We start from the raw sequence: 19,182 nt of genomic DNA on the forward strand, positions 1-19,182 counted from the left end.
GCAAAATTATCAGTTGCCCGTGCAAGGCAGCACACTGCCCTAAGGGAGCAAGCCGCTGGACCGTTGTGAATCGTCGCATGGTGCCTAAGCGATGCCATTCGCTGCGTATGGCACCGCACACGTATAGTTAAAGCACTCGTTTGATCAGAGATTCGATGCGGGTGTAGCGCAGCCGCCTTAGGAAAGTACGCACCTTTTTGGGATGGTCGCCCTGCTCACCCAACGTGTTGGCTTGGTCGACCAATTCAGTGTGTCGACGTATACCATCCAGTTCGAGTGCGCGTGGCCCCAACCACTCACCGTGGGGATCGTCTAGCAACAGCGCGTTTTCCAGGTCGAGATTGAAGCCGCGCGGGTTGAAATTGTTGCCGGTCAACAGGCTGTAGCGCTGATCCACCCACAGGCCCTTGGCGTGGAAGGTGTGGCCCGGGTCGTTCCACATGCGTATGTGCAACTGGCCACGCTCCAACGCGCGGTGCTGACGGCGGGCGAAGGCGCGCAGATTGTCCTCATAGAGATAGGGCAGCGCAGCGCTGGCGCTGAAGGGTTCTTCGGGCGCGACATAGAAATCGTTGGCGGTGCGGTGGCCGACGATCAGTTCGACTTGTACGCCACGGGCGAGCGCCAGGTGAATCTCGCGCATCAGCATACGCGGCGGGTTGAAGTACGGCGTGCACACTACCAGTTCGCCCCGGGCGGCGCGGACCAGGGCGCAGAGCGTATGGTTGAGGGCGTTGCCGCGACCGATGCCGAGCAGCGGCACGACGCGCAGGCCTTCGCTGACGGGCAACGCGACCCGGTACTGCAACTGCCGCATGCGCTCGCGCAAACGCCGGATCTTGCTGCGCAGGCTGCGGCTGTCGGGCACATCGGGCTGGTCGAGACGCGGCGTGGCGTTACCGTCGATGATCTGGCGCACCACCTGCACCATGCTGTCGGCCAGCGCGGGGCTGCGCAGCAGGTGGTAGCGGTCCAGGCGGTAGCGGTCGAAGCGGTGCAGGTAGACGTTGTTGAAGCTGGCGCCGGTATAGAGCACGCAGTCGTCGATCACGCTGCCCTTGAGGTGCAGCACGCCGAACAGCTCACGGGTTTGTACCGGTACCCCGTGGATCGCCACGTCCAGGCCCTGCAGGCGGCGCTGCGCCTGGTACCAGGCCGCGTTGCCGGGTTGCTTGCCAGCGCCGAGCAAGCCGCGTTGGGCGCGGAACAGGTCGACCACCACGGTGATGTCCAGCTCGGGTCGCGCGGCCTTGGCCCGGTACAGCGCATCGAGCACCTCCTGGCCGGCTTCGTCCTCTTGCAGATACAGCGCGACCAGGACGATGCGCCGGGTCGCGCCTTCGATCAGGTCGAACAAGGCGCGGCGGTAGCGGGCGGCGTCCGCCAGGACTTCGATGGCGTCAGGGGTGATGGCGATGCCGGGCAGGCGGGCGAGCGGGGAATCGAACGTCACGAAAAGGCAACCTCCTGGCTGGCAGCGACCGATGCGCTGCTGCGGTAGTCGATGGATAGGTGCCAGTGTAGGGCCTGGAACGCAGCTGGCCCAAACTAAATACCGATAGCCGCTTTGCTTGCAATGCACGCCTTGAGCGACGAACTTCCCCATTGCCCGTGAGTCTGACGGGCCACCACGATCATCGTTCGCACAAAGGACGCAACCATGAACAGCACCGCACCCGTCACGGATCCTCGGTCCCTTCTCGCACAGGTAGCCTTGGCATGAGCGGCTTTCCCCACGACCTCGACCTGGACACCTTCTGGGACGATTGCGACTATGCCCGCAAGGAATACACCGACGTGCCGCCCAGCGACGCCTGCATCGCAGAAGTCGAGGCCGAACTGGGCTACCGTTTGCCGGCGTCCTACGTCGCGTTCATGCGCAGGCACAACGGCGGCTTGCCGCGCAACACCTGCTTCCCCACCGAAGAATCGACCTCATGGGCCGGTGACCACGCTGCCATCAGCGGTTTCCTAAGCATCGGGCGGCAGAAGATGTACTCGCTGTGCGGCGAGTTCGGCAGCCGCTTCATGATCGAGGAATGGGGCTATCCGGATATCGGCGTGTACATCTGTGACACCCCGAGCGCCGGGCATGACATGGTCGCCCTCGACTACCGTGCCTGCGGCCCCAAAGGCGAACCCCAGGTGGTACACGTCGATCAGGAAGGAGACTATCACATCACCGTGCTGGCCAAGGACTTCGAGACGTTCGTATGCGGGCTGGTCAGCGAAGAGGTGTACGACAATTCCGAGGAAGTGTTCGAGGACGACCTGCATCGGGTCACCGAAGGCGAGTTTTCGGAGATGTTCGCACCTTTGCTGACGGACTTCGCGCCGTTTCCTCGCATCGGCGAGGCCGTGCGTGCGGTCAGCCTGCGACTGCTCGAAGAAAAACGCTGCTTCGCCCTGCACGCCGACCCATTGTCCTACCTGCTGTACGACGTGCAGTTCTGGGTGTATCAGCACCGCCACCGGGTGGAGCGCCGACAGCAGTATCTCGACGCCTATAGGGGGATGGTCGCGTTCGGTGGGAAAGGGTTCAGCACTGGAGGCTATGCACCAGGTTTCGTGGAGGACTGGTTCGAGGCGCGGGTGGCGGCTGGAGAATTGATCGAAACCGATCAGGGCTTGGTGTTGAGCGAGGCGCATATCGCGCAGATGATCGAACAGCTACGGCATGCGCTCAAGGACGTTGGACGATAACAGCGCCCCGGCCTGCAACCCTCCGCTCACCTCTGAGCTGGAAGCCGCGCAAAGGCGCCTCCAAAAAAGAGCCATGCATCAGGGTGGTACCGGCCAGTTAAGCAATCGGGGCCGCTTAGCGGCCTAATGGCCTCAATCCGGAGCCCACAGGATGAACGCGTTTGCCTGGATCAGGGCCGCGTCGCGGCCCATCGCGGCTAATCGGAACGCCGAACCGGCCGCTCCCACAGTTGTTTGTTGGAGCGGCTTTAGCCGCGATGGGCTGCAAAGCAGCCCCAAGTAACACTGTTTCGGCTTAGCTGGCTGACATGTTCCGCATCAGAGTCTCCTAGCTATACCGCACGGTCCAGATCGAACCGATCCAACTCCATCACCTTCACCCACGCCGCCGCGAAGTCCCGGACGAACCGCGCTTCGCCGTCGCTGCTGCCATATACCTCGGCCAACGCCCGCAGTTGCGCATGGGAGCCAAACACCAGATCGACCCGGCTCCCGGTCCAGCGCGCTTGCCCGGTGTTGCGGTCGCGCCCCTCGAAGGCGTCGTTGTCCGAAGAGGTCGGCTTCCACTCCACGCCCATGTCCAGCAAATGGCGGAAGAAATCGTTGCTGAGCACCCCGATCCGATCGGTGAACACCCCTTGGGTATTGCCGCCGTGGTTCACGCCCAGCACACGCAAACCACCGATCAGCACGGTCAGCTCCGGCGCGGTCAGGGTCAGCAGCTGTGCGCGGTCGAGCAGCAGGCGTTCGGCGCCGACGCTGTACCGGGTCTTGGTGAAATTACGGAAGCCGTCATGCAGCGGCTCCATCACGGCGAACGATTCGACGTCGGTCTGCTCCTGTGACGCATCGCTGCGGCCACCGTGGAACGCCACCTGCAAGGGATGCCCAGCCGCCTTGGCCGCCTGCTCCACCGCTGCGGTGCCGCCCAGCACGATGAGATCAGCCAGGGAAACGTCCCTGCCCTCGGCGCGGCATTGCGCCTGCACCTGTTCCAGCACGGCCAGCACCTTGCGCAACTGCTCGGGCTGGTTCACCGCCCAGTCCTTCTGCGGCGCCAGACGAATGCGCGCACCGTTGGCCCCACCGCGCTTGTCCGAGCCACGGAAGGTCGACGCCGAGGCCCAGGCGGTGGACACCAGTTCGCTCACGCTCAAACCGGATGCGAGCAAGCGCCGCTTGAGCGCGTCGGTGTCCGCGTTCGACAACGGCGCCAGCGCTTTGGGCAGTGGGTCTTGCCACAGCAGCTCTTCCCGCGGCAGTTCCGGGCCGAGGTAGCGCGACAGCGGGCCCATGTCGCGGTGGATCAACTTGTACCAGGCGCGGGCGAAGGCGTCGGCCAATTGCTCCGGGTGCTCCTTGAAGCGGCGTGCGATGGGTTCGTAGATCGGGTCGAAACGCAGCGCCAGGTCCGAGGTGAGCATCGACGGCGCATGGCGCTTGCCGGCATCGAAGGCGTCCGGCACCTGCCCTGCGCCCTGACCCTGGGTGGGCCGCCATTGGTGCGCGCCGGCCGGGCTCTTGAACAGTTCCCACTCGAAGTTGAAGAGGTTTTCCAGGTATTCGTTGCTCCAGCGCGTCGGGGTGGAGGTCCAGGTGACTTCCAGGCCGCTGGTGATGGCGTCGGGGCCGACACCGCTGCGGTAGCGGTTGTGCCAGCCCAGGCCTTGGGCCTCCAGACCGGCTGCTTCCGGCTCGGCGCCGACGTTGTCGGCAGGCGCGGCACCGTGGGTCTTGCCGAAGGCGTGGCCACCGGCGATCAGGGCCACGGTCTCTTCGTCGTTCATGGCCATGCGGCCGAAGGTTTCGCGGATGTCACGGCCGGAAGCGACCGGGTCGGGGTGCCCGTCCGGGCCTTCTGGGTTGACGTAGATCAGGCCCATTTGCACTGCGGCCAGAGGATTTTCCAGGTTGCGGTCCTGGCTCAGGTCGCGACTCTGTTCTTCGCCGTGCTTGTCGGGCTCGGCCACCAGGTCGCCCTGGCCCGGGGCCTGCGCTTTGCCATAGCGGGTATCGCCACCGAGCCAGACCTTCTCCGAACCCCAGTACACGTCCTGATCGGGTTCCCACGCGTCAGGCCGGCCACCGGAGAAGCCGAAGGTCTTGAAGCCCATCGATTCCAACGCTACGTTGCCGGTCAACACGATCAGGTCGGCCCAGGAAATTTTCTGACCATATTTCTGCTTGATCGGCCAGAGCAGACGCCGGGCCTTGTCCAGGCTGACGTTGTCGGGCCAGCTGTTGAGCGGCGCGAAACGCTGCTGGCCCGAGCCCGCGCCGCCGCGGCCGTCGGCGATGCGATAGGTGCCGGCGCTGTGCCAGGCCATACGTACGAACAGGGGGCCGTAGTGGCCGAAGTCGGCAGGCCACCAGGGCTGGGAGTCGGTCATCAGGGCGTGCAGATCAGCCTTGAGCGCCTGGAAATCCAGTTGGCGGAAAGCGTCGGCATAGTCGAAGTCGGGCTGCAACGGGTTGGATTGCGCCGAATGCTGATGCAGCACGGCGAGGTTCAGTTGGTCGGGCCACCAGTCGCGGTTGCTGGTGCCGCTGCCTGCGGTGTGGTGGAACGGGCATTTCGATTCGGTGGACATGGCTATCTCCCTACGGCTCGGGTCTGTCACGGTTGCGCGTTGTGCCTGCAAAAGTCGGCCGCGTCAAAAGTGCGCGATCTGGTGTTGGGTCGGCAGGGTCGCCGGACACTGGCGATTCCAAGCGGCGCCCGACCAGGCCGGGCAACCCCTCGAAAGAGCGTAGACGAGCTTTGAGACAGTTCTAATAGAACCGCTCTAGGGGGCCGATAGCCTGCCACCATCCATAGCTGACCAGACCCCATCCCGCCTGACCCAAAGAAGGGGCTTCAGCCCCTGACCGCCTTACGCAGCGCCTCCCACAGCCCCTCCACATGAACGCGTTCGGTCGGCAACGCGCCGATCGAGACCCGCACCATCCACTGCCCTTGCAACTGCGCGGGGGTCACGTAGGCCGAGCCACTGGCGTTGAGCCGCGCGGCCCAAGCCTGGGTATGAGCTTGCAGCGCGTCGCCATCGAGCCCTGGCGGGCAGTGGCGCAGGCACAGCGTCTGCAAGTGCACGGGCGCCAACAGCTGCCAATCCGCCTCGGCTTCGACCTGCGCCGCCAACCAGCGGGCATTGTCCAGGTCTCGCCGCAGCCGCTGCTGCAAAGCGTCCAGCCCTTCGCTGCGCAACATGAACCACAGCTTCAACGCGCGGAAGCGGCGACCCAGCGGAATGCCCCAGTCGCGCAGATTCTTCACCTGGCCGTCGACGCTCGATTGCAGATAGCTGGGGTTGGTGCTCATCACCCGAATCAGGTGCTGCGGGTCGCGCACGTAGTACAGCGAGCAGTCGAAGGCCACGCCCAACCACTTGTGCGCGTTGACCACCAGCGAGTCGGCGCGCTCGATGCCCTGCCACATCCAGCGGCATTCCGGCAGGATCATCGCCGAACCGGCCATGGCGGCATCGACGTGCAGCCACAACCCATAGGCCTGGGCGATGGCGCCGATGGCGTCCAACGGGTCGAGGGCGGTGGTGGCCGTGGTGCCGGTGGTGGCGACGACCGCGCAAGGTTGCAGGCCGTCGGCCAGGTCCTGCTCGATGGCCGCCTGCAAGGCCTCGGGGCGCAAGGCGTAGTGGGCGTCGGTGGGAATCAGGCGGATGTTGTCGCGGCCAAATCCTGCCAGCAGTGCGGCTTTGTCCACCGAACTGTGGGCCTGGGCGCTGACGTAGACGATCAGCGGCCTGGCCTGGGCTTGCAGGCCGCCTGCGGTCAAGGCGTAGCCGCTGGTGCGTTCTCGGGCGCAGATCAAGGCCACCAGGGTGCTGGTCGATGCGGTGTCCTGGATCACCCCGCTCCACTGCCCTGACAGGCCCAGCGCCTGGCGCAGCCAGTCGAGCGTGGTTTCTTCCAGCTCGCTGAGCGCCGGGCTCGATTGCCAGGACAGACCGAGCACGCCCAGGCCGGTGCTGAGAAAGTCGCCCAGCACCGACGACAGCGTGCCATTGGAAGGGAAATAGCCATAGAACTGCGGATGCTGCCAGTGAGACAAACCCGGCATCACCAAGCGCTGGACGTCTTCGAGCACGGCCTCGAAAGGCTCGCCCTGCTGCGGAGCGGCCGTGGGCAGCGCAGCTTTCAGGTAGCCGGGCTCGACCTGGGCCATAACCGGTCGTTCGGCCACGGTCTGGCGGTAGTCGGCGATCAGGTCGATGAGTTGGTGGCCGTACTGGCGAAACTGTTCGGGGGTCATGCGACGGGCTCCTGGGCACGATTGAACGATGCGCCAGTGTAGGCCGGCAACGGTACCCGCAGTACCGCGCCGGGCGCATAGCTGCTATGGCGAAAGCGGTGCGCTGCCCGGCACGCTGAACTGCGAATGGCACCACAGCGCAAAGACCCGTTCGCGCAACCAGCGGTGTTCGGGCGAGCCGTGCCAGCGCTGGTGCCACACCACCCAGTAGCGTTGCGTGTGCTCGACGAAATCCAGTGCGCGCCAGGTCAGGGGGTGGCGCAAGCACAACTGGCGCGCGATGTGTTCGGGCAATGTGGCCAGGTAATGGGTGCTGGCCACCACCTGCACGGTGGCGGTGAAGAACGGCACATCCAGGGCGATGCGGCGCTGCAAGCCGTGCTCGCGCAGGTGGCGGTCGACGAAGCTGTCCTTGTCGCCACCGGCGCAGATACGCACGTGCCCGTAGGCCAGGTAGTCGGTCTGGCTCAAGCGCTCGGCGGCGGCCAGGGGATGGTCCTGGTGCATCAGGCAGACCACGCGGTCCTCGCCCAGTACCCGGCCATGCAGGTTGGGCGGCGAGTCGTCGAACAGCGTGGTGGCCAGGTCTATCTCACCGTTGGCCAGCAACGGGTAGTCGCCCGCCTGCCAAGTGCGAAAACCCAAGGAAACGCCTGGCGCTTCCTGCGCCAGGGCGGCGACCAGCAACGGCAGCATGTGCTCGGCCACGTAGTCCGAGGCAGCCAGGCAAAAGCGTCGGGTGCAGCGTGCGGGATCGAACGCAGCGGGTTGCGGCAAGGCACTGAGCGAGTGCAGCACGGCCTGTAGCGGCGTACGCAACTGTTCGGCCCGCTCGCTGAGCACGTAACCGCGACCCTGGCGTACCAGCAGCGGGTCGTCGAACGCTTGGCGCAGGTGCGCCAATTGCCGGCTCAACGCCGATTGGCTGCACCCCAGGCGCTGGGCGGCGTGGCTGAGGTTCTTCAGGTGCAGGAGGCAGTCGAGGGTGCGCAGGTGGGCGAGGCTCAGGGCGGCGAACGCGGCGTTCATGGGCGGGGCCTAGACGGTGTGGGAAGCGAGCTTGCAGGGCACCTGCCAGGCGGACATCGACCCTGGAGGGGTTGTAAGGGACGTGAACGCGAAAAGGCGCTCGGCGCTGCCATGAGATGCGAGCAAACGCCAACCGCATTGGTCGCGGTTCAGGGTCGCCGGGGCCACGCGCGGGCCCCGGCGCGCTCGGTCACTCGGTGAGGCCGACGTAGACGTTCTGGACGTCGTCGTGATGGTCGATGGCTTCGAGGAAGGCTTCCACTTCGGCCAGGGCCTCGGCACTCAGGCTGCTGGCTGCGACCGGGTTCTTCGGGGTGTAGCCGATCTTGGCCGAGGTGACGGTGAAGCCGTGCTCGGGCAGGGCTTTCTGCACAGCGCCCAGATCACCGGTGTCGGTGATGAACAGGGTCGAACCCGGCTCTTCGCCTTCCTCGAAATCCTGGGCACCGGCTTCGATGGCGGCCATTTCCGGGTCGGCATCGCCTTCGGGGGTGGCTTCGATCAGGCCGACATGGTTGAAGTCCCACGAGACCGAGCCGCTGGCGCCAAGCTGGCCCTTGCGGAAGGCCACGCGGATCTCGGCGACGGTGCGGTTGACGTTGTCGGTCAGGCATTCGACGATCAGCGGCACTTGATGCGGCGCGAAGCCTTCGTAGGTGACGGCGGTGTACTGCACGGTGTCGCCGTCCAGCCCCGCACCCTTGCGGATGGCGCGTTCCAGGGTCTCGCGGGTCATCGAGGCCTTCTTGGCCTGCTCCACGGCCAGGCGCAGGCGCGGGTTCATGTCCGGATCGGCACCCGACTTGGCGGCGATCTGAATCTCCTTGGCCAATTTGCCCATGACCTTGCCTTTGGCGTTGGCCGCGGCTTCTTTATGTTTGGCTTTCCACTGTGCGCCCATGACGACTCTCTAGGTTTCGCTGGCCGATTCAGGAAGCGACCGGCCAAGGTGGGGTGCAGTTTATACGCCCTCGGCCAAGTGTCGACAACTCCGTACACCCCACCGCCGCGCGCTTTAGCGGGTGGCGACCACGAACAGCCTCGGAAAGGCCAGCAGCACCTGGGCGTCGTCGGCGCCCGGGTAGTCCGCGCGCAGGGCCTCGCGGTACTGGGCCAGGAACGCCGTTTGCCCGGCTGGGTCGAGGCGCGCCAGGTAGGGCCGCAACGCCGAGCCCTTGAACCACTCGACCACAGCGTCCACACCGCCGGCCAGGGGGTGGTGGTAGGTGGTGCCCCAGACGTCGACCCGCTCGCACAGCGGCGCCAGCAGCTCGAAGTAGAACGGCGCGGCGTGGCGTGGCGGCAGCCTGAAGTCGGCGAACGTAGCGGCCCATTCGCCACTGCCGGCGACTTCGCGCAGCCGGCGATGCGCGGGTTCGTCGAGGTTGTCGGGCGTTTGAACGGCCAGGCTACCGCCCTCGCTGAGTTGTCCGACCAGATGCGGGTAAAGCGTTCGGTGTTCTGGCACCCACTGCAAGGAGGCGTTGGCCAGAATCAGATCTTGCGGCTGCGCGGCGCTCCACTGGGCGATGTCGGCCTGCTCGAAACGCACGCGCGGCACGTTCAGGCGGGGGCGCTGGCGGGCCTGGTCGAGCATGTCCTGATCGTTGTCCAGGGCGGTCACCTGGCTGTCGGGGCAACGTTGCAGCAGCACCTCGGTGGAGTTGCCCGGCCCGCAGCCCAGGTCCGTGGCATGGCGGACGGGGCGCGGCGCTACGGCCGCGAGCAGATCGCGCACCGGGCGCGTGCGTTGGTCTTCGAAACGAACGTATTGGCTGGCGGACCAGGACATGGGCGACTCCTTGGAAGGGATGGGCAACAGCATAAGGCAGCTGTTCGCGATTGCCAGCCTGACCGTTTGCGGGTGGGGCTACCCTCGGTATCCGTAGGTGTGATCATGGCCCTGTGGCGGGATGGCGCGGACCGGCCGGCAGGCGCAGTGGCTCATCGTCGGGAAATCGCAAGCCGAGCCATCGCCACACAAGCATTCCGTTTCTCGACACCAACGGGCATAATGCCCGCCCTCGTTGGGGAGTAGCCTGCGCTGGCGGCCTTGGGCACCGCGCGTTCACGTCAACATTCTCGGCAGCCGCCGTGGCGTGGACATCTTCGGATTGGCGAGACCAACGACGCATCCATGCCTAAGGTCGGGCGTGTGGTCGCGTCGTTGACTCATAGCCCGACCGGATCCTGACCGTGAATCCCATTTCCCTCTTCTTCCTGGCCCTGGCCATGTCCACCGACGCGTTCGCGGCGGCCATCGGCAAAGGCGCCACCCTGCACCGCCCGCGCCTGAGCGAAGCGCTGCGCACCGGCTTGATCTTCGGCGTCATCGAAGGCATCACCCCGCTGATCGGCTGGGCCATCGGCCAGGCGGCCAGCGGTTACGTGCAAGCATGGGACCATTGGATCGCCTTCACCCTCTTGCTGCTCTTGGGCCTGCACATGATCCACAACGGCTTGCAGGCCGACCACGAGGAAGCGGAAAAGCCCACCCAGCACGGTTTCACGATGCTCGCCCTGACCGCCTTCGCCACCAGCATCGACGCGCTGGCCGTGGGTATCGGCCTGGCCTTCATCGACGTCAACATCCTGGTAGCGGCCGCTGCCATCGGCTGTGCGACCCTGGTCATGGTCACCCTTGGGGTGATGCTCGGCCGGGTACTCGGCACCCTGGTGGGCAAGCGTGCGGAAATCCTGGGCGGCGTGGTGCTGATGCTGATCGGCGCGACTATCCTCTACGAGCACCTGTCGGCGCAGTGACGCGCTGACGTGCCCGGCCCAGCGTGTCTGGACCGGGCACCGCAGGCTTTTCGCCTGCCCCCTCGTTGCCGCCCGGTTTTGTCGGTATGGTGGCGACAGAGAAGGATGTTCTACCTGCACAGGAAAGACCCAATGCCCACACGCAACGTCATCAACGCCTCCGTCAGCCCCAAAGGCAGCCTGGAGACGCTGTCGCAACGTGAAGTTCAGCAACTCAGCGAAGCCGGTTCCGGCACCCTCTACACCCTGTTCCGCCAGTGCGCCCTGGCCATCCTCAACACCGGCGCCCATGTCGACAATGCCAAGACCATCCTCGAGGCCTACCGCGACTTCGAAGTACGCATCCACCAGCAGGACCGCGGCGTGCGCCTGGAGCTGCTCAATGCGCCGGCCGACGCCTTCGTCGACGGCGAAATGATCGCCAGCACCCGCGAAATGCTGTTCAGCGCCCTGCGCGACATCGTCTACACCGAGAGCGAGCTGGCCAGCCAGCGGATCGACCTGGAAAGCTCCCAGGGCATCACCGATTACGTCTTCCACCTGCTGCGCAACGCCCGCACCCTGCGCCCCGGCGTGGAGCCGAAGATGGTGGTGTGCTGGGGTGGCCATTCGATCAGCAGCGAGGAATACCAGTACACCAAGAAGGTTGGCCACGAACTGGGCCTGCGCAAACTCGACATCTGCACCGGCTGCGGCCCTGGCGTGATGAAGGGCCCGATGAAGGGGGCGACCATCGCCCACGCCAAGCAGCGCATGGCCGGCAGCCGCTACCTGGGCCTGACCGAGCCGGGCATCATCGCCGCCGAAGCGCCCAACCCGATCGTCAACGAACTGGTGATCCTGCCCGACATCGAGAAACGCCTGGAAGCCTTCGTGCGCGTGGGCCACGGCATCATCATCTTCCCCGGCGGCGCCGGTACGGCAGAGGAATTCCTCTACCTGCTGGGCATTCTCATGCACCCGGACAACGCTTCGCTGCCCTTCCCGGTCGTGCTGACCGGCCCGCGTAGCGCCGAAGCCTTCCTGATGCAGCTGCATGCCTTCGTCGGCGCCACGTTGGGCGAGCAAGCGCAGCGGCATTATCAGATCATCATCGACGACCCGGCTGCCGTGGCGCGGCACATGGTCGAAGGGCTCAAGGAGGTCAAACAGTTCCGCCGCGAGCGTAACGACGCCTTCCATTTCAACTGGTTGCTGAAGATCGACGAGGGCTTCCAGCACCCGTTCGACCCGACCCACGAGAACATGGCCAACCTCAGCCTGCGCCGCGACCTGCCGCCGCACCAGCTGGCCGCCAACCTGCGCCGGGCGTTTTCCGGGATCGTCGCGGGCAACGTCAAGGACAACGGCATCCGCCTGATCGAGCGCCACGGGCCGTACCAGATCCGCGGCGACAGCGCGGTGCTCGACCCGCTGGGACGCCTGTTGCAGGCGTTCGTCGACCAGCACCGGATGAAGCTGCCAGGCGGCGCTGCGTACGTGCCGTGCTATCAAGTGGTGAGCTGAACGGCGTCGGAGCGGCCACCCGGCCGCTCCAACATCCGCTGTGTTTTCCTACACCCACTGGTGAACCTGCCGCTATAAAAATGGTCTTTGGCTGACGGTCAACCCACCCGACCGAATCACGGCCCGCTGCATGGGGCCTTCATTCGTCCCGTTCCAGCGAAGATCGATATGCCTGATTCCCGCCTCGCCCTCCCCGCCCTTGCCGTCCTGCGCGGCAGCCTGTTCGCCGCCCTGGCCGTGCTCGCCGCGCCGGCCCACGCCGAGACCCAGGCCAACGATGCCCGTTGGGTCAGCGACAGCCTGAGCACCTATGTGCGCAGCGGCCCTACGGACGGTCATCGCATCGTCGGCAACCTCAAATCCGGACAGAAAGTCACGCTGTTGGGCACCCAAGGCAACTACAGCCAGGTACGTGGCGAAAACGGCGACCAGGTGTGGATTCTCACCAGCGACCTGCAAGCCGTGCCCGGCCAGAACGAGCGCGTGCCGCAGCTCGAAGCCCAGGTCAACGAACTCTCCGGCCAGCTCAAGACCATCGACGACAGTTGGAAGAACCGCGTACAAGGCATGCAGGAGACCCTCGACTCGCGCAAATCGCTGGTCGATGAGCTGCAAGCGCGCAATACCACCCTCAGCGAACAGCTCGACGAAAGCCAATCGGCCCTCAGAGACACCCAGGCACGCCTGGGCGATGAAAACAAACAGGTGATGATGCGCTACATGGTCTATGGCGGCAGCATCGCCGGCGCCGGGCTGCTGGCCGGCCTGATCCTGCCGGCTCTGACCCGCGGCCGCAAACGCAACGACCGCTGGTTCTGAACCGCGCCTCAGATCGGCGCTTGAACGATGCGCGCGTTCCACTGCTCACGGAAACGTTCGCGCCACCCCGGGCTGCCACTGTCGAACCATTCGAGGGTGGCGGCAATGCTGTCGGGAGTGACCATGAAACGCTCGATATGGCCGGCCACGGTCGCGTCCGATAGATGCAGCAGCGCCAGATAGGCGTCGAAGGACTCGGCCAGCACCACGTACTCGTCGCCCTGCTGGCGCCGCCCGGTCCAGGCCGGCAGCCCGGCGACCATGGCCGCCACCTGTTGACGACCTTCGCGCAGGTCCAACAGCAGTACGCTGGCGCCACCGTCGCGACCGATGGGCAACAGCCCGCTCGACGGAAAGCCGTCGGTTTCGCGCAACTGCCCAAGCTCGAACGGGTTGGCGCCCCATTCGCTCTGCGCGTCGAGGCCGTACAACGTAAAGCTCAGGACATCGCGCTCACCGTTGGCCAGGGTCACGGCCACGTCGTAGTCGAGATCGGCGCCATTGATGCTGCGCAGGAACGCGCGATAGTCGTCAGGCAAGCGTGCGCCCAGCTGGGCCTCCAGCGAGGCGATGGCTTCTTCGCTGGCCGGCTGGCCGGTGTCTTCCAGCAAGAGTCCACGGTATTGGGTCATGGAGGGTTCCGATAAGTCTGTGTGTCAGGGTCGCCCAAGCGCTGCCAGGCAAGGCCGAACGGGGTGTCGGCGCTCGATGCCGTGCAGATAGTCGAACCCCATGGGCTCGATGCCGCGCTCGCTCGCTTCGTAGCCACACTTTACCCCGTGTCTCAAGACAGGTCCTGGTTCACCTGGCTGATCGCCTGCACCACACGCCTGGCCCCCTCCTTGATGTCGCTGATCGAAGTTCCGGCCTGGGACGCGAACGACAAGCCCAGCGCAGCGCTGCTCTGGCTGTTCTCGATCTCCACGATCGCCTGGCTGGCCAGGGTCTGGTTCTGCGCAACCACGCCCACGATCTCTTCGGTGGCCTTGCTGGTACGCGCCGCCAGTTGCCGCACCTCATCGGCCACCACGGCGAAACCGCGGCCCTGGTCGCCGGCGCGCGCCGCCTCGATGGCGGCGTTGAGCGCCAGCAAGTTGGTTTGCGAGGCGATGCCGCCGATGGTCTGCACGATCGAGCTGATCACCACCGACTGCTTGCCCAGCGCCTCGATGGTGACCGCCGCCGACTGCATCTGCTGCGAAACGCTTTGCATGGTCGATACCGCCTGATCCACGACGGACGCGCCTTCGCTGGCGCTGACATCGGTACTATTGGACACTTCAAGGGCCATTTGCGCTGCACGCCTGACCTCGTTCTCCCGCTGCACCTGGTCGGTCACCACCGAGGCGAACTTGACCACACGCACCAGGTTGCCTTCGGCATCGTTGACAGGGTTGTAGCTGGCCTCCAGCCATACCTCGCGGCCACGGCTGTCCAGGCGCTTGAAACGTCCGTTGACGTACTGCCCGGCGTTGAGAGTGCGCCAGAACTCGGCATAGGCGGAGCTTGCCGCGTATTCGGGTTCGCAGAACATGCGGTGGTGTTCGCCCACCACTTGATTGAGGCTATAGCCCATGCTGGCGAGGAACTGCTCGTTGGCCCCCAGCACCGTGCCATTGAGATTGAACTGGATGGTCGCGGTCGAACGCAGCAACGCATCGAGCAACGCCTGGTTTTCCCGCGCCAGGCTGACTTCCGCAGACACGTCGCAGCCATAGCCGACGATCTGTTGCAGCGCACCCTGCGCATCGCGCACTGGGTGCCAGGTCAGGCGCAACCAGGCCAGGCTACCGTTGGCGCGCAGGAAGCGGTAGTCGTCGCGCACCGGGACACCTGCCGCGACGGCCTTGGCATAGGCATGGAAACACGGCAGCTTGGACACGTAGCCAGGCACCAGCTGGGACAGCTTCTGGCCGAGGACCTGCGCATCGGCATAGCCCAGGGCCCGGGTGAAGGCGGCGTTGCATTCGGTGACACGGTTATCGGCATCCAGCCTGAGGACGATACCGGCCTGGTCCATCAGGCTCAGCAACTGTACGGCGCGCGCAAGATCGGCTTCGCGCTCGGCCAACGTGGCTTTCAGATGCCGGTTGAACATGATCAAGACCTACTGTGGGTTGAAGGAGAGGTGGCGGCGGCTTCAGGCAAGCGCCCGTGCCGCGCCGGCCGTGTGCAGCCAGGCTTCGAACGCTGCGCTGGGCATGGGTCGGGCAATCAGGAAACCCTGTGCCTCGTGACAGCCCAGCGCGCGCACATGGGACAACTGTTCGAGCGTTTCGACGCCTTCGGCGGTCACGCGGTATCCCAGCTCGATCGACAGTTCGACGATGGTACGGACCAAGATGCGTTCGCGCGAGCAGGCCGCCGACTGCTGGATCAGCGAGCGGTCGAGCTTGACCACCGAAGCCGGAATGCGGCTGAGGTAGGCCCAATTGCTGTAGCCGGTACCGAAATCGTCGATGGCGATGTCGATGTTGGCCGCGCGGGCCCGCGCCAGTTGCTGCTGGACCATTTCGAGGTGCTCCACCAACAGGCTTTCGGTGAACTCCAACTGCACCCGCGTGCTGCTCAACCCATGACGTTCAAGACCAACCAGCAGCGCGTCCATGAAGGCAGGACTTTCCAGATCGCCAGCGCTGACGTTCATGCTCACGCTGAAATCCTGGCCACGCGTGCGCAGCAGGATTGCAAGCACCTCATTCATCACCCAGTGGCTGAGCAAGGGCATCAAGGCGGTCTTTTCGACCAAGGGAATGAATTCGGCCGGCGAAATGGCGCCAAGCTCGGGGTGCTGCCAGCGCAACAGCGCCTCGGCAGAGCAACAGGCACCGCTGCGCAGGTCGATGCGCGGCTGCAGGTGCAACTGCAACTGGTCGTGGCCGAGCAGCGCCGTACTCAACGACGACAACAAAATGAAGGCACGCCGCTGCGCCGCATCGGCTTCGGGCTGATAGCCCGCATAGCGCGTGGGATTGCGCCGCGCGGCATCGGCGGCGGCCACCACGCGGCGCAGCCACTCAAGGTCGACACCGTCGCCATCGCCTTCGCCGATATGGCCGACCCCCACCCCTACGTCCAAGGGCACCGGGATGCCGTGGCATTCGATGGGTTCTTGCAACGTTTCGACCATGCGCGCGGCCAGGGCCTCGACGTCGTACTGGGCAGGCACCAGGGTGCCGAAACGCGTGGGGCTGATGCGGTACAGCTGCAGGTCGGGACCGACCTGGCGAACCAGGCGCTCCTTGATCTGCAAGGTCAGGTCATGGGCGAAGTTGTACCCCAGGGCCTTGACCACTTCGTTGAGCGCCGACGCCTGGATCACGTCGAAGGCCATCAGGCTGAAGCGCTCGCGCCGCGCCAGGCGATCCTTGACGTCGCATTCGAGCTTGATGCGGTTGAGCAGCCCGGTCGGATGGTCGAGGAAATTACGCTGGCGAATACCCTCGATGATGCGCATAGCGCACTCGGCGAAGCTGGCCAGCATGGCCCGGTCGGTGACGTTCATGGCAGGGCGCGCAGCCGTGTCGATGATGCAGAGGCTGCCGATGGCGAAGGTCTGCTCGACCATCAGCGGCATCCCGCAGTAATAGCGGATGCCCGGCTCGCCGGTGACCAGCGGGTTGGCCGCAAAACGCGGGTCGACCGATGCGTCGAGCACTTCGAACGGCTGCGTGTGCACGATGGTATGGGCGCAGAACGAAACGTCACGCTCCGTACTGTCTGCGGCCAGGCCGGTTTTGGCCATGAACCACTGCTGGCGGTCGCTGACGATCGAGATCAGGCAGATGGGCGCCTTGAAATAGACGCTGGCCAACTCTACCAAAGGTCGCAGCTCGCCGCGCGCGTCGTCGTGCATGACGCACAACCCGACGAGCTTGGCCAAACGCTGTTGTTCGTTGAAAGGGATGGGTACGCCGTTCATTGCACCCTCGTTGGCCTGGTCGCGATTTGCGTAAAGTCAGCATCACAAAAAACCGGAGACATAGCCATCATTTCGCCATTAATGTTTTCAATGACGGGTTGTGAAAGGTCGGGGTATTGAAAATGGTTCAAAAAGGGCCTGCGAAAATCGATAACTGACAGAATTGTGGCACATCAAAAACCGTTGGCTGTAAGGCCCAAGCGCCCGGAATATCGGATCAATCCTGGTTCATGGCCATGAGCCACCAAGCAGACAGACGCCCTGCTCGATCGTTCCGCGTCGCCGCCTTTTTTCATCGAATTAAAATCGGTTGATAATCGTCGGTTAATTGCCGTCATTAACATGACGGGCGAATGATTTCGATTGTCGACGAGACATACGTAGTTATTTATATATCGACCGCCCAACCTAAATCTGTAAACGCATGTACCTGAAATTTAGGAATGCTTTAATCGACAAAGGACGACAGTATCGAATCCGCTTACAACTAATACTTAAGTGTTAATCCCCGCATCGAGCATTCGTAGCGACGCGCTTTTTGGATTGCCCCGCTGAACAGGCGCTGGCCTATGTGAGTCGGCCGATCTAGGAACGAAGTGCGGTAGCAGGCACGCACCGCGCGCTCGCCTTGGAGATGCATGAGGTTTTCGGCACGCTGACTGGCACGCGGACCCTGGCTTTGCACACAGGGCCCGGCGCCTTTCGTCTCAATGTTTGGCGTGATGCTGCAAGGCGGCGATCAGTTCGGCTTTGCTCATGCTGGATCGCCCTTTGATGTCCTGAGTACGCGCTTGTTGGAGCAAGCTTTCCTTCGTCTGCGATTCCAACGACGCCTTGGACATTCGGTCGTGCGCTTCACGGGACTTGGCGGCGCGCTTGGCCGAGTCCGAACGTGCGGTGGCCTTTGCGCTGCTGGACTTTTTACGCCCCGAGCCGCCAGCCTTCTCACCGCCACCCGACTGCTTGTTGACCGTAGCCCAGGCGCGGGCCTGGGCTTGCTCGGCCGACAGACCCTCGCTCTGGTATTGCTGTTCGATGTGTTCGGCTTTGCGTTTCTGCTTGGCGGTGTATTTGGTCTTGTCACCCTGAGGCATGAGGTTCGCTCCTGATGGTTGGGCCTGATCTGTAGAATGGCCTAGCCGCCGAGGAGTGCCTGGCTTTGGACCAGCGGTCGACAGCGCGGCCCGCTTCGGAGGTGATTGCGACCATGACTTCGCCGACCGCGTTCGAACCCCACCCACCCTCACCGGTCCACTCCAAGACGCATCATCGTTTCCACATCGAGGAGCCCCCATGAGCAATGCCTATGTCCCCCCTAAGGTCTGGCGCAACGACGCCGCCTCCGGTGGCAAATTCGCCAGCACCAATCGTCCGGTCGCCGGGCCAACCCACGAGAAGGAACTGCCGGTCGGCAAACAGCCCTTGCAGCTGTATTCGCTAGCAACGCCCAACGGCGTCAAAGTCACCATCCTGCTCGAAGAGCTGCTCGCTCTAGGCCACACCGGCGCGGAATACGATGCCTGGTTGATCCGCATCGGTGAAGGCGATCAGTTCTCCAGCGGCTTCGTCAACGTGAACCCCAATTCGAAGATTCCCGCCCTGCTCGACCTCAGTGTCGAGCCGCCGCAGCGGGTGTTCGAATCCGGCTCGATCCTGCTGTATCTCGCAGAAAAGTTCGGTGCCCTGCTGCCCACCGAGCCCGTGGCGCGCACCGAAACGCTCAATTGGCTGTTCTGGCAGATGGGCGCGGCGCCTTACCTAGGCGGTGGTTTCGGCCACTTCTACGTGTATGCACCGGAGAAGATCGAATACGCCATCAACCGCTTCACCATGGAAGCCAAGCGTCAGCTCGACGTCCTCAATCGCCGCCTGGAAGAAAGCCCGTATTTGGGCGGCAACGACTACAGCATCGCCGACATCGCGGTGTGGTCGTGGTACGGCCAACTGGTCAAGGGCACGGTATACAACGCGGCCGAATTCCTTGCCGTCGAAGAGTACCCCCATGTGTTGCGCTGGGCCGAGACCATCGCTGCACGGCCGGCCGTGCAGCGTGGCTTGCGCGTCAACCGCACCTGGGGAGACGAACAGACCCGGGTGCCGGAACGCCACAGCGCGGCCGACCTGGACTGAGGCATCGCCAAGGCGTTCGTAGTACAGGCGATACCTGCGC

General features: G+C 64.5%; 15 protein-coding genes, 1 pseudogene and 1 riboswitch. Of the genes and pseudogenes, 5 read left to right on the forward strand and 11 right to left on the reverse strand.

The window, feature by feature from the left end; genetic code table 11:
- Positions 1 to 127: 127 nt before the first annotated feature.
- The gene (gene pssA / locus ACSMEV_RS15655; protein ID WP_459205968.1) at positions 128 to 1,453 is read right to left on the reverse strand and encodes a CDP-diacylglycerol--serine O-phosphatidyltransferase; all 1,326 of its coding nucleotides are present in this window, start codon (positions 1,451 to 1,453) and stop codon (positions 128 to 130) included.
- A 266-nt stretch (positions 1,454 to 1,719) separates the two neighbouring features.
- Here pssA and ACSMEV_RS15660 point away from each other — a divergent pair, with 266 nt between their 5' ends.
- Positions 1,720 to 2,703: an SMI1/KNR4 family protein gene (locus ACSMEV_RS15660; RefSeq protein WP_459205969.1), complete on the forward strand. Its 984-nt coding sequence runs from the start codon at positions 1,720 to 1,722 to the stop codon at positions 2,701 to 2,703.
- Positions 2,704 to 3,035: 332 nt separating this feature from the next.
- Here ACSMEV_RS15660 and katG read toward each other — a convergent pair whose 3' ends face one another.
- The 5 genes from katG to tam form a co-directional block, all read right to left on the reverse strand.
- A complete protein-coding gene (gene katG / locus ACSMEV_RS15665; protein ID WP_459205970.1) occupies positions 3,036 to 5,294 on the reverse strand; it encodes a catalase/peroxidase HPI in 2,259 nt (752 codons plus the stop codon).
- Between the two features lie 266 nt (positions 5,295 to 5,560).
- Positions 5,561 to 6,973 (reverse strand): DOPA decarboxylase, encoded by a 1,413-nt coding sequence (locus ACSMEV_RS15670; RefSeq protein WP_459205971.1) that lies wholly within the window; start codon positions 6,971 to 6,973, stop codon positions 5,561 to 5,563.
- Positions 6,974 to 7,057: 84 nt separating this feature from the next.
- A complete protein-coding gene (locus tag ACSMEV_RS15675; RefSeq protein WP_459205972.1) occupies positions 7,058 to 8,002 on the reverse strand; it encodes a LysR family transcriptional regulator in 945 nt (314 codons plus the stop codon).
- Between the two features lie 190 nt (positions 8,003 to 8,192).
- Positions 8,193 to 8,903, reverse strand: coding sequence for a YebC/PmpR family DNA-binding transcriptional regulator (locus tag ACSMEV_RS15680; RefSeq protein ID WP_459205973.1), 711 nt, complete (start codon positions 8,901 to 8,903; stop codon positions 8,193 to 8,195).
- Positions 8,904 to 9,017: 114 nt separating this feature from the next.
- The gene (gene tam / locus ACSMEV_RS15685) at positions 9,018 to 9,794 is read right to left on the reverse strand and encodes a trans-aconitate 2-methyltransferase (protein ID WP_459205974.1); all 777 of its coding nucleotides are present in this window, start codon (positions 9,792 to 9,794) and stop codon (positions 9,018 to 9,020) included.
- Positions 9,795 to 10,019: 225 nt separating this feature from the next.
- Positions 10,020 to 10,192: riboswitch (yybP-ykoY riboswitch) on the forward strand.
- A 6-nt stretch (positions 10,193 to 10,198) separates the two neighbouring features.
- Here tam and mntP point away from each other — a divergent pair.
- The 3 genes from mntP to ACSMEV_RS15700 all read left to right on the forward strand — a co-directional run bounded on the left by mntP (position 10,199) and on the right by ACSMEV_RS15700 (position 13,090).
- Positions 10,199 to 10,765, forward strand: a complete 567-nt coding sequence (gene mntP, locus ACSMEV_RS15690; protein ID WP_459205975.1) for a manganese efflux pump MntP — start codon at positions 10,199 to 10,201, stop codon at positions 10,763 to 10,765.
- A 132-nt stretch (positions 10,766 to 10,897) separates the two neighbouring features.
- On the forward strand, positions 10,898 to 12,271 hold the full coding sequence (gene ppnN / locus ACSMEV_RS15695; RefSeq protein WP_459205976.1) for a nucleotide 5'-monophosphate nucleosidase PpnN: 1,374 nt from the start codon (positions 10,898 to 10,900) through the stop codon (positions 12,269 to 12,271).
- 168 nt (positions 12,272 to 12,439) lie between these two features.
- Positions 12,440 to 13,090 carry a TIGR04211 family SH3 domain-containing protein gene (locus ACSMEV_RS15700; RefSeq protein ID WP_459205977.1) on the forward strand — a complete coding sequence of 217 codons (651 nt, stop codon included), beginning with the start codon at positions 12,440 to 12,442 and terminating at the stop codon, positions 13,088 to 13,090.
- Positions 13,091 to 13,098: 8 nt separating this feature from the next.
- On the opposite strand, the gene ACSMEV_RS15705 is transcribed toward ACSMEV_RS15700, so the two are convergent.
- The 5 genes and pseudogenes from ACSMEV_RS15705 to ACSMEV_RS15725 form a co-directional block, all read right to left on the reverse strand.
- The gene (locus tag ACSMEV_RS15705; RefSeq protein WP_459205978.1) at positions 13,099 to 13,722 is read right to left on the reverse strand and encodes an SMI1/KNR4 family protein; all 624 of its coding nucleotides are present in this window, start codon (positions 13,720 to 13,722) and stop codon (positions 13,099 to 13,101) included.
- 152 nt (positions 13,723 to 13,874) lie between these two features.
- On the reverse strand, positions 13,875 to 14,381 hold the full coding sequence (locus ACSMEV_RS15710; protein WP_459208363.1) for a methyl-accepting chemotaxis protein: 507 nt from the start codon (positions 14,379 to 14,381) through the stop codon (positions 13,875 to 13,877).
- Between the two features lie 78 nt (positions 14,382 to 14,459).
- Positions 14,460 to 15,188 (reverse strand): annotated as a pseudogene (locus ACSMEV_RS15715) (PAS domain-containing protein); the annotation flags it as partial.
- 42 nt (positions 15,189 to 15,230) lie between these two features.
- A complete protein-coding gene (locus ACSMEV_RS15720) occupies positions 15,231 to 17,012 on the reverse strand; it encodes a sensor domain-containing diguanylate cyclase (RefSeq protein WP_459205979.1) in 1,782 nt (593 codons plus the stop codon).
- 707 nt (positions 17,013 to 17,719) lie between these two features.
- Positions 17,720 to 18,106, reverse strand: coding sequence for a termination factor Rho (locus tag ACSMEV_RS15725; RefSeq protein WP_459205980.1), 387 nt, complete (start codon positions 18,104 to 18,106; stop codon positions 17,720 to 17,722).
- A 199-nt stretch (positions 18,107 to 18,305) separates the two neighbouring features.
- On the opposite strand from ACSMEV_RS15725, the gene yghU reads away from it, so the two are divergent.
- On the forward strand, positions 18,306 to 19,142 hold the full coding sequence (gene yghU, locus ACSMEV_RS15730) for a glutathione-dependent disulfide-bond oxidoreductase (RefSeq protein WP_459205981.1): 837 nt from the start codon (positions 18,306 to 18,308) through the stop codon (positions 19,140 to 19,142).
- The last annotated feature ends 40 nt before the right edge of the window (positions 19,143 to 19,182 follow it).

Source organism: Pseudomonas sp. MLB6B, assembly GCF_054508135.1.